This window comes from Aeromonas taiwanensis (assembly GCF_000820165.1).
In the GTDB taxonomy this organism is placed as follows: Bacteria; Pseudomonadota; Gammaproteobacteria; order Enterobacterales; family Aeromonadaceae; genus Aeromonas; species Aeromonas taiwanensis.
In genome coordinates this window covers 1-10,980 of sequence record NZ_CDDD01000046.1, presented here as the reverse complement: position 1 = coordinate 10,980, position 10,980 = coordinate 1, and the positions used below count along the sequence as shown (strand labels likewise).

Genomic DNA, 10,980 nt, shown 5'->3' with positions numbered 1-10,980 from the left:
TCCAGCTCCTGGATTTTCTGTTGCTCCGGAGTCAGCGCTTTGCTGATAGGAGTGGTGCCAGTTCGTTCGGATTGCAGTTGCTGAACCCAGCGGCGAAGTACGGTTTCACCAACATCCAGTGAACGGCTGGCTTCTGGGACAGAATATCCCTGGTTGAGCACCAAGGATGCGGCTTCGAGTTTGAATTCAGCAGTAAATGAGCGACGTACTCTTGTCATTGAACACCTCAGGTCAAGGTGGCGACTGTACCACCTAAAATGGTGTCCGGGATGATTAGACCACTACACAGACAAACGAAGGGCTGGCCTCATCGCGAGGCCAACCCTTCGTGTTTTCAGTCGTTCTGCCCCGGGAGCCGGGCCACACTCCCCCTATGGCGCATCACCCCATGGCGTGCAAGGCACACCCGACGCGTCAGGGCTCTCCTCATAAACCACATGCTGATTACGCCCGGCGCGCTTGGCCTCATACAGCGCCTTGTCGGCCTGCTCGCAGAGCTGCTCCAGGGTCTTGCCAAACTGCCATGGTGCGATCCCGATGCTCAGGGTGACATGGCTCGCCGTCTCCGAGGCTTCATGTTTCAGCCCCATCGTCATCATCCGCTCGCGGATCCGGGTCGCCACTCGCTGCGCCCCGTCGGCATCGGTGGCGTCCAGAAAGACGATGAACTCCTCCCCGCCATAGCGCCCGACGAAGTCGATGTCCTCGCGCACGCAGGATTGCAGACAGCCGGCCACCTTCTGCAGGCAGCGATCACCGGCCGGATGACCGTAACGATCGTTGTATTTCTTGAAGTGGTCCACATCGATCATCAGCACGGACGCGGCCTCGCTGCTCTCTTTCTTGCGCGCAAGTTTATTGCCGGCACAGGAGAAAAACGCCTGTCGATTGGGAATGGACAACAGGGCATCCATATTCAGCGAGTGGATCAGTTTTTTTGTCAGTTTGAAGTTGTTGTACTCTATCTGGGCAATAAAGCCGATGGCGCGACGCACGGCATAAAATATCAGGGCAATGAATGACATCAGAAACCCGATGACCAGAATGGACATGGCAATACTGACAGAATGGTTACCCAGCATCTGGTTCAATACCAGACAGAGCAGCATCACCATGCTGAAATGGGGAATGACCAGTATGGCCCCAATATAGCTTATCGGGATCAAGACAATCAGCGCGGGTTGAATGGATAGGATCACGGTTGCATCATGGATGACCTGATGCTGGTAATATGACAATACCGCCAGCCAGACCATGGTGAACACATAGGTGCAGGTAATGAAGCACCGTTGAAATGCCTTGTCTGTGTGGGTACTGCTGTGTTTATTGCCGAAACACAGGGAGGGGTACACCATGAACAGAGAATAAGAGACTAGCATGGCGACCATGATATATCTGTCATAGTGAAAATCGAACATGCCGGTGAACAACGGTGCCTCAAAATGCGCATAATCAAACGCTGTGACATAGATGATGCGAAGCAACACCACCAGCAATATCATCAGATTGGAGGCTACAAAGATCTGCATGCCTTTTCGAGACATCGCGGTGATATGTTTGACCAGAAAATCATGTTGTTGCAGCGATACCTCATCAGACAGGATGGTCGATGAGATCAGCGAGGTATCGGATTTTTCCAAGGCATTAAAAAATCGATTCTGAGCCATTTAACTCGTTCCTTCCAATCAAGAGGATCCTGTTCGTCACATCATCGTCTGCCGGAGCTGCCACCACGGTACCAGATCCCGGGCAGGGAGTGCCGGGGAGAAGTAGAACCCCTGCAGACTGTGGCACCCCATCTCCCTGAGCATCTGGATCTGCTCCTGCGTCTCCACCCCTTCGGCCACGGTATGCATGTCCAGGTCACTGGCCATCCCCAACGACAGGTGCACGGCCGAGCGGTAACGGGCATCCTTCTGCATGTTGGCGACGAAAACCCGGTCAATCTTCAGCGTGGATACCGGGCTCTGTACCAGATGCAGCAAGGACGCATGGCCCGTACCAAAGTCATCGATGGCCAGCTCGACACCGTGCAGGCGCAGGCGGGACGCCGTCTCCAGCAGGCTGGGCAGATCGCCGTAATCCTCGGTTTCGGTAATTTCCAGACACAGCAGGCGCCCGGGCAACCCGTGGTATTCCAGCAGCGCGATCACGCGGTCGGCAAAGGTCGCCTTCGTCAAGGCCGACGGGGGAACGTTGACCGAGACCTGTATCTCCATGCCTAGCGCCAGCCACTGCCGGCAGTGCGCGATGGATTGCCCGAGCATCTGCCAGCTGAGTTCCGCCATCAGGTGGTGTCGCTGCAGGGGCTCGATGAAGCAGGCTGGCGACAGGGTACCACGGGTTGGATGCTCCCAGCGGGCAAGCGCCTCGACCCCCGTCAGCACACCGGTGTCAGCCTCGACTTGCGGCTGGAAATAGGCCTCGAATTGCTGCTCATCCAGTGCCTGCTGTAATTCCTGTCGATTGGGGCTAAACGCATGGGGTTCTGTATGCGGCGTTGTCAACGGCTTGGGCAGATGCCCCAGCTGCTCCTGAAGTTGCTGTCTGCTGACGGGTTTTTGCAGCGAATGGCACACAGTGACCCCTTCGAGCGCAGCCATCTGCACCACGGCATGGAGCACATCCGCACTGGCCGCACTGACCAGCAGCACGGGGCAAGGTGCCTCCCATTGCGCGAGTGAGCGCAAGAAGCTGACCCCGTCCATGCCTGGCATGTTCAAATCACAGATCAGCACATCCGGCATCCCCTGTTGCCTGATGATGTCGAGCGCCGCCAGACCATCCCGGACTTTATGAATGGTATCGGCCAGTGGCCTGCACAGCTCATGTAACCAGTCGAGCTGGAAGGGTTCATCTTCAATTATCAGCAAATTTGAAAGTGTGCTCATCATTTACCTCATGAATCATCACCTCTTTACACTCTCGCCAATAAATCAATATTTTCGCGGATATTGGAATGAGTCACTTTATATTCTATAGAGATGATTATTGACGTTGAATATACATGGTCATCACAGTCTTTAACGGAGCGGCACCAGGCCTGAATGCATCACCTTGTTGGCGTATTCTGGTGCTGACAGAAATGCCTCCCGCGGCAATTTTTATCAAAATCATTGCAAGACAGCTGTTTACACATCCATCCATTTATTTATTACTCCCTCTCTTTAATCCATTTGTTATTTTCGTCTTGGTAAGAGGGTCTGCATTGGAGTTTGTATTTTAATCAGAAGGGATGGGTAAGTCTGTTCCCTAAAGAACAGACCTTGCCGCCGAATCGCCATAGGATAATAAGTGAACAGATTGTCCCCTCTGGCTGATATGTCCCGGGTCGGGTCCCACCGCTATTTCCTCGAATGGAGATCGCCTCTGACAATGCAGTGACAGCATGAGGCTCGTAAAAAGACCCACGATTGTTCAGCATCACTATGACAAGCAGCGAGGTTTATTATGAACGCACACCAATTTAAACAGGCCCATGGGGTTTCACAGCACCATTTGAATCAGGATTATGTGCTCGAACTGCTTGCCGACGATCTTGCGCTCGTGCACTCACTGCTGACGAACTACCTGCAGATGAGCCCCGACGAGATGGCCGGCTTGAAACTGGCCATAGAGGCGGCGGATACCGCCCTGATCAAACAACACGCTCACCGTCTGCGCGGCCTGCTGCGCTACTTCGGAGCCCAGGACCTGGAAGACATGCTGCTTGAGATGGAGGTCACCGATGCCGCCACCGAGCACGGGGAACTGCAAGTCAGCTATCAGTTGTTCACCGAGGCCGCCCGAATACTGACGCAGGAGGTCCAGGCATGGCTCGACCGCCTCGCGCCCTCCTCGACTTGCAGTGAAGACGACGGACGCGCCCTTGCCTGTGACAGTGCTTGACAACTTCCCCTTTGCGGCTCATCAAATGGAACCTTCAGGGACATTTCATCGAGGAGTCGCATCCATGGATCGCCATGCCCAGCCGCAGGCTGACGAGATCCGGTGGCCTTGCTCGCTGCCGGCCAGCACCCAGACACAACTGCTGAAGATCGCCCGCCACTACGATCCTGCCCAGCTCGGAGGAAACCTCCCCGGCGTGCTCTATGTGGCGTCAGGTTGCCTCATCGGCTATGCCACCCACGCCGGCATGGAGAACTCGCTTGGCCTCATCTTCGGGCGCGGCAGCTGGTTTGGCACCCAGTACATTCACAACCCGACCTACACGCCGGTCGAGTTTTTCGAGCCCCTGTTACCCACCGAACTCATCCTGTTCCCGAAAGAGGAGCTCGAGCCCCTGCTGGAGCAGGATCCCCATCTCTACAAGTTCCTGTTCTATATCGCCCAGTACATGGGCCGCCTTGCGATCCAGATGGGGAGCAACAGTCTGTACTGCCTGACCACCCGCACCGTCTATGTGCTGCTGGAGCTGGCGACCAAGCATGCCCTGGCCAACGATCGCGAGCCCTGCCTCGAGATCACCCAGCAGACCCTGAGCCGGATCATCGGCATCAGCCGCCCCCGCCTCAACGAAGTGCTCAAGCAGCTTGCCTCAGCCGGTGAACTGCGCCTGGGCAGGGGCGAGATCACCTTGCTGGACATGGCCGCCCTCAAGACCCGGCTCCCCCCGCTCGGCTTCACCTACCACGACCCCGCACCGCACACGGCGCAGGAGGATGCCGGGGCCCGGCTCCCCTCCCCCTGAGCCCGTGGATGACCAGCATCCGGCAGGCAACGCCTGATCTGCCCCCTCCCCGCGAGAAGGGCGGCCTCTCTTCCCGCCATCAAAAAGGGGCGAACCCTGTGGTTCGCCCCTGATGTTTTTTATGTCAACCCCGACGGGTCAACCCTGTTTGTCAGATGCCGGCTCTGCATCCTTCGGCGCCTGCCAGCCGCCGCCGACCGCCTTGTAGAGGGCGACCTGGTTGCCGAGCTGGGCCAGCCGGGTGCTGATCAGCCCCTGCTTGGCACTGAACAGGGAGCGCTGGGCATCGAGTCGGGTGAGGTAGCTGTCCACCCCCTGCTCGTAGCGCACCTCCGCCAGCTTGAAGTAGGTCTGGTTCGCGTCCACCAGCGCCTGCTGCGCCTGCAGCTGCTGCTCGTAGTCCGCCTGGGCGCCAAGGGCATCGGCCACCTCCTTGAAGGCGGTCTGGATGCTCTTCTCGTAGCTGGCCACCGCCTGCTTGGTGCTCACCTCGGCCACGTCCAGATCCGCGATGCGCTTGCCGCCATCGAAGATGGGCAGGCTTATCTGGGGCATGAAGGTCCAGGTGCCGGTGCCACCGTCAAACAGGCCGCTCAGCTGGTTGCTGGCGGTGCCCGCCGTCGCGGTGAGCGAGATGGTCGGGAAGAAGGCGGCCCGCGCCGCACCGATATTGGCGTTGGCCGCCTTCAGGCTGTGCTCCGCCGCCAGGATGTCCGGGCGTTGTTGCAGCAGGCTGGAGGGGGCACCCACCGGGATCGCGGCCAGTTGCACCTCGGCCAGGGTCGCCGGTTGCCCGTCCAGCACCGGTGCCTCGGTGCCGAGCAGCAGGGCCAGGCCGTTTCTGTCCTGTTTCACCTGCCGCTGGTACTGGGCCTGGCTGACCCTGGCACTCTCCAGTGCGGTACGGCTCTGGGCCAGCTCCATCTCGGAGGCGGCCCCCAGCCGGTACTTGTGCTCGGTCAGGGCATAGCTCTCCTGCTCGGTCGCAAGCGTCGCCTGGCTCAGGGCCAGCAGCTCCTGATCCGCCAGCAGGGTGAAGTAGGCGTTCGCCACCGAGGCCACCAGGGCGATCTGGGTGCTGCGCTGGGTCTCGATTTGAGCAAGGTAGGTTTCCAGAGCCTGATCTTTCAGGCTCTGGATCCGGCCAAACAGATCCAGTTCATAGGCGGTGATACCGATGTCTGCACCGTACTGGCTGCTGATGGTGCCCTGCCCCGTGCTGCTGAGATCGTCGGATCCCTGCTGGCGGGTGCCGCTGCCACTGACGGCCAGGGTCGGCAGTTGGGCCGCCCGCTGGATCCGGTATTGCGCCTCATAGGCCTCGACATTGAGGGCGGCGAGGCGCAGATCCCGGTTGTTTTCGAGGGCCGTGCCAATCAGCTTTTGCAGCGCCGGATCGAGGAACTGCTCGCGCCAGGGGGCAAGATCCCCCCTGGTGGCCAGATTGTCTTGCCAGGAGGCCCCTTGCGGCAGCTCGGGTCGCTGGTAGTCGGGGGCCATGGAACAGCCCCCCAGTATCAGGGTCACGCCGAGGGCAATCAGGGTCTTAGTCATGTTTGATCTCCTTGGCGTGGGCAATGCGCTCCTCGGCGCTGTGGTGCTCGGTGAAGTAACGCATCACCAGCACGAAGAACAGCGGTACGAAGAAGATGGCGAGCACGGTGGCGCTGATCATCCCCCCCATCACGCCGGTACCGATGGCGTTGCGGCTGCTGGCACCGGCACCGGTACTGATCACCAGGGGCAGTACGCCCAGGATGAAGGCGAGCGAGGTCATCAGGATGGGGCGCAGACGCTGACGCGAGGCCTCCACCACGGCTTCCCCGAGCTTCATCCCCTTGTCGTGCAGCTCCTTGGCAAACTCGACGATCAGGATGGCGTTCTTGGCCGACAGACCTATGGTGGTGAGCAGGCCCACCTGGAAGTAGACGTCGTTCTCCAGCCCGCGCAGGGTCGCGGCCAGGATGGCCCCCAGCACCCCGAGCGGCACCACCAGCATGACCGAGAACGGAATGCTCCAGCTCTCGTAGAGGGCCGCCAGACAGAGGAAGACCACCAGCAGCGAGATGGCGTACAGGGCCGGCGCCTGGGAACCCGCCTGACGCTCCTGGAAGGAGAGACCGGTCCACTCGATGCCGATGCCTTCCGGCAGCTGTTTCACCATCTCCTCGATGGCGGCCATGGCGTCACCCGTACTCTTGCCCGGCGCCGCCTCACCGACGATCTCCATGGCGGAGACGCCGTTGTAACGCTCGAGGCGGGGCGAGCCGAAGCTCCACTCGGTGCTGGCAAACGCGGAGAAGGGCACCATCTGGCCTGCGCTGTTGCGCACATACCACAGTTTGAGATCCTCCGGGCTCATCCGGAACGGCGCATCCGCCTGCAGATAGACCTTCTTGACCCGGCCTCTGTCGACGAAGTCGTTCACGTAGGACGAGCCCCAGGCTGCGGACAGGGTGTTGTTGATGTCGGAGATGGAGAGCCCCTGGGCCAGCGCCTTCTCGTAGTCGATCTTGATGTCGAGCTGGGGCGTGTCTTCCATCCCGTTCGGGCGTACCCGTACCAGGTTGGGATCCTGCGCCGCCATGCCAAGCAGCTGGTTGCGCGCCGCCATCAGCTTCTCGTGACCCAGACCGCCGCGATCCTGCAGATAGAAGTCAAAGCCGGTGGCCGTCCCCAGCTCCGGGATGGGAGGCAGGTTGAAGGCGAAGACCTGGGCTTCCTTGATGCTGAACAGGAAGCCCATGGCGCGGCCGATGATGGCGTTGGCGCTACGATCTTCCCCCTTGCGCTCGCTCCAGTCCTTGAGCTTGATGAAGGCCATGCCGCTGTTCTGACCGCTACCGGCGAAGCTGAAGCCCGCCACCGTCAGCACGGAGTCGACGTTCTCCTTCTCGTTCTCGAGGAAGTAGTCGCGCATCTCGGCGAGCACCACTTCGGTACGCTCCTTGGTGGCGCCGACCGGCAGCTGCACCATGGACATGATGACCCCCTGATCCTCTTCCGGCAGGAAGGAGGTGGGCAGGCGCATGAAGAGCACCGCCAGCACGCCCAGCATGGCCAGGTAGATGATGCTGTAGCGGGTCCCCTGCTTGATCACCTTGCGCACGCCGTTCTGGTAACGGTTGGCATTGGTGTCGAAGAAGCGGTTGAACCAGCCGAAGAAGCCGCGCTGGGCACCGAATTCACCGTGCTTCATGGGCTTGAGCAGGGTGGCACAGAGCGCCGGGGTCAGGATCAGGGCCACCAGCACAGAGAGCACCATGGCCGAGACGATGGTGAGGGAGAACTGGCGATAGATGGCACCGGTCGAGCCGCCGAAGAAGGCCATGGGCACGAACACGGCGGAGAGCACCAGGGCGATGCCCACCAGGGCGCCGGTGATCTGGGTCATGGACTTGCGGGTCGCCTCGAGGGGAGAGAGATCCTCCTCGCTCATCAGACGCTCCACGTTCTCCACCACCACGATGGCGTCATCCACCAGCAGACCGATGGCCAGCACCAGGCCGAACATGGTCAGGGTATTGATGGAGAAGCCGAACGCCGCCATGACGCCGAAGGTGCCGAGCAGCACGACGGGCACGGCGATGGTCGGGATCAGGGTCGCCCGGAAGTTCTGCAGGAACAGATACATGACGCAGAACACCAGGAAGATGGCCTCGATCAGCGTCTGCACCACCTCCTCGATGGAGATCTTCACGAACGGCGTGGTGTCGTAGGGATAGACGATCTCCATGTTGGCCGGGAAGTACTCGGAGAGCTCGCCCAGCTTGGCGCGCACGTGCTCGGCGGTATCCAGGGCGTTGGCACCGGTCGCCAGCTTGATGGCGACGGCGGCGGTGGCCTGGCCGTTGTAGAGCGCGGTGGCGTCATAGTTCTCGCCAGCCAGCTCAACCCGAGCCACGTCCTTGAGCTGCACCTTGGAGCCGTCCTGGTTCACCCGCAGCAGGATGTTGTTGAACTCCTCCACGGTGGAGAGCCGGGTCTGGCCCATGATGGTGGCGGTAAATTGCTGATCGCTCACCGCAGGGGTGCCTCCCAGCTTGCCGAAGGCCACCTGGGCGTTCTGGGCCTGGATGGCGCTCTGGACGTCAGCCGGGGTCATCTGCACCCGGTTGAGCTTGTGGGGATCGAGCCAGACGCGCATGGAGTACTGGCTGCCGAACAGTGTGATGTCACCCACCCCGTCCAGTCGGCTCAGGGGCTCCTTGATGTTGGCCACCACATAGTCGGCCAGGTCATCGTTGGTCATGCTGCCATCGGTGGAGATGAAGGCGGCCACCATGAGGAAGCTGCTGGAGGTCTTCTGAACCCGCACCCCCTGCTGCTGCACCTCTTGGGGCAGCAGCGACATCGCCTGTTGCAGCTTGTTCTGCACCTGCACCTGGGCGATGTCGGGGTCCGTGCCCGGCTTGAAGGTGAGGGTCACGCTGACATTGCCGGACGAATCGGATTGCGCCGACATGTAGAGCAGGTGATCCAGCCCCGTCATGTTCTGTTCGATGATCTGGGTCACCGAGTCTTCCACCGTCTTGGCGGAGGCACCCGGGTAGCTGGCGGAGATGCCAACCGCCGGCGGGGCTATGGTCGGGTACTGGGCCACCGGCAGGGCGATGATGGCCATGGCCCCGGCCAGCATGATCACCAGGGCGATCACCCAGGCGAAAATGGGTCTATCTATGAAAAAACGTGCCATGAGGCGACTACTCCATCCTACTGCTTGGTTGCCGGGGTTTGCTGAGTCTGTGCGGTGCTGGCGTGTTCAGTGGGTGCCACCGCAGCCCCGGGTTTGACTTTCTGCAGGCCGGCGACGATCACCTTCTCGCCGGCATTGAGGCCGGATTCCACGACCCAGCTGTCGCCGTACACGCGACCCAGCTGCACCTCGCGCAATTCCACCTTGTTATCCGCGGTCACCACCATGGCGGTCGCCCCGCCCTTGGGGGTACGGGTCACGGCGGTCTGCGGCACCAGCAGACCTTGCGGGCGCTCGCCCTCCTGCAGGGTGGCGCGCATGAACATGCCGGGCAGCAGCAGTTGATTCGGGTTCGGCACTATCACTCGCAGGGTCACCATGCCGGTGGTCTCGTCCACGGTCACGTCGGAGAACTGGAGCGAGCCTTTCTGGCCGTACTGGCTGCCATCTTCCAGCTGGAAGCTGACGCTGGCGTCCCCCTTCTCCCCCTGGGTCAGCTTGCCGGCCGCCACCTGGCGCTTGAGGCGCAGCAGATCGGCGGTGGACTGGCGCACGTCCACATACATGGGATCGAGCTGGGAGATAGTCGTGAGGCTGGTGGCTTGCTGGGCGGTCACCAGGGCCCCTTCGGTCACCGCTGACTTGCCGATGCGACCGCTGATGGGGGCGGTGATGCGGGTATAGGCCAGGTTGATGTTGGCGCTCTGCAGGGCCGCCTTGGCAGACCCTATCTCGGCAACCTGCTGTTTCCAGGCCGCGTCGGCGTCGTCATACTCCTGGCGGCTGATGGCTTTCACCTTCACCAGCTCGGCGTAACGCTGGGCCTTGAGACGGGCGCTGCGCTCGTTGGCCTCGGCCTTGGCAAGGTTGGCCTTGGCGCTGGCCACTTCGGCCTGATAGACGGCGGGGTCGATCTGGTAGAGCAGCTGCCCGGCCTTGACATCGCTGCCTTCGGTGAACAGGCGCTTGAGGATGATGCCGTTCACCTGGGGGCGTACCTCGGCCACCCGCAGGGGGGCGGTGCGGCCGGTGAGCTCGGTCATGAGTTGCAGCGGTGCGCTGTGAAGGGTGACCACGTCCACGGCCGCCGGGGGCATCTCCATGGCCTGCTGGGCCTCTCCCTTGTCACCACAACCAGCCAGCAGGCCACTTGCCAGCAAGGCAAGGCCGACCGAACGTGCGAGAATATGTTTATCCATGAAATCTCTGAGCCTCTGTTTCAATCAAAAAAAGTGACAAAAACCACAGGGTTTATAAGGCCCCTGTTGGTAAAACTGCGAAGATGAGGCAATATACATACATTCATGAATGTATGTAAGAAACTTTTATCACTATTTAGACAGGATCGGAGCCAATGGCCAGACGTACCAAAGAAGAGGCACAGCAGACCCGCTGCCGCATCATGAGCACGGCGCTGGATCTCTTCTGCCAGCAAGGGTTGGCGAAGACCAGCCTGACCGACATCGCCAAGGCCGTGGATCTCACTCGAGGGGCCATCTACTGGCACTTCAAGAATAAAGAAGAGCTGTTCGTCACCCTGTGGGAGGAGCTGTGCGCCCCCCTCTCCCACCAGCTCGACGCCTGCGTCGACGAG

General features: G+C 60.6%; 9 protein-coding genes. 3 read left to right on the top strand and 6 right to left on the bottom strand.

Annotated features, from left to right (window positions below; all coding sequences use genetic code 11):
* From BN1136_RS19780 to BN1136_RS07800, 3 genes are all read right to left on the bottom strand, one after another.
* The coding region (locus BN1136_RS19780) for a transposase (RefSeq protein WP_156135299.1) at positions 1 to 218 on the bottom strand (218 nt) is incomplete at its 3' end.
* A 153-nt stretch (positions 219 to 371) separates the two neighbouring features.
* A complete protein-coding gene (locus BN1136_RS19490) occupies positions 372 to 1,667 on the bottom strand; it encodes a GGDEF domain-containing protein (RefSeq protein WP_052365662.1) in 1,296 nt (431 codons plus the stop codon).
* A 36-nt stretch (positions 1,668 to 1,703) separates the two neighbouring features.
* On the bottom strand, positions 1,704 to 2,894 hold the full coding sequence (locus tag BN1136_RS07800) for an EAL domain-containing response regulator (RefSeq protein WP_043759305.1): 1,191 nt from the start codon (positions 2,892 to 2,894) through the stop codon (positions 1,704 to 1,706).
* A gap of 556 nt (positions 2,895 to 3,450) precedes the next feature.
* Here BN1136_RS07800 and BN1136_RS07795 point away from each other — a divergent pair.
* Both BN1136_RS07795 and BN1136_RS07790 read left to right on the top strand, forming a co-directional pair.
* Positions 3,451 to 3,888 (top strand): Hpt domain-containing protein, encoded by a 438-nt coding sequence (locus BN1136_RS07795; protein WP_081843665.1) that lies wholly within the window; start codon positions 3,451 to 3,453, stop codon positions 3,886 to 3,888.
* Positions 3,889 to 3,952: 64 nt separating this feature from the next.
* On the top strand, positions 3,953 to 4,690 hold the full coding sequence (locus tag BN1136_RS07790; protein ID WP_043759303.1) for a Crp/Fnr family transcriptional regulator: 738 nt from the start codon (positions 3,953 to 3,955) through the stop codon (positions 4,688 to 4,690).
* Between the two features lie 138 nt (positions 4,691 to 4,828).
* Here BN1136_RS07790 and BN1136_RS07785 read toward each other — a convergent pair whose 3' ends face one another.
* From BN1136_RS07785 to BN1136_RS07775, 3 genes are read right to left on the bottom strand one after another with little or no spacing between them, the layout of a single operon-like run.
* Complete coding sequence (locus BN1136_RS07785) at positions 4,829 to 6,244, bottom strand: efflux transporter outer membrane subunit (protein WP_043759302.1); 1,416 nt, start codon at positions 6,242 to 6,244, stop codon at positions 4,829 to 4,831.
* Entirely contained in the window at positions 6,237 to 9,386 is a 3,150-nt protein-coding gene (locus BN1136_RS07780) for an efflux RND transporter permease subunit (protein ID WP_043759301.1), read from the bottom strand. Before BN1136_RS07780 ends, BN1136_RS07785 begins: the two co-directional genes overlap by 8 nt.
* 17 nt (positions 9,387 to 9,403) lie before the next feature.
* Complete coding sequence (locus BN1136_RS07775) at positions 9,404 to 10,585, bottom strand: efflux RND transporter periplasmic adaptor subunit (RefSeq protein ID WP_043759300.1); 1,182 nt, start codon at positions 10,583 to 10,585, stop codon at positions 9,404 to 9,406.
* Positions 10,586 to 10,740: 155 nt separating this feature from the next.
* Here BN1136_RS07775 and BN1136_RS07770 point away from each other — a divergent pair.
* Positions 10,741 to 10,980, top strand: a 240-nt coding sequence (locus tag BN1136_RS07770) for a TetR family transcriptional regulator (protein WP_043808319.1), incomplete at its 3' end; no start/stop codon positions are given.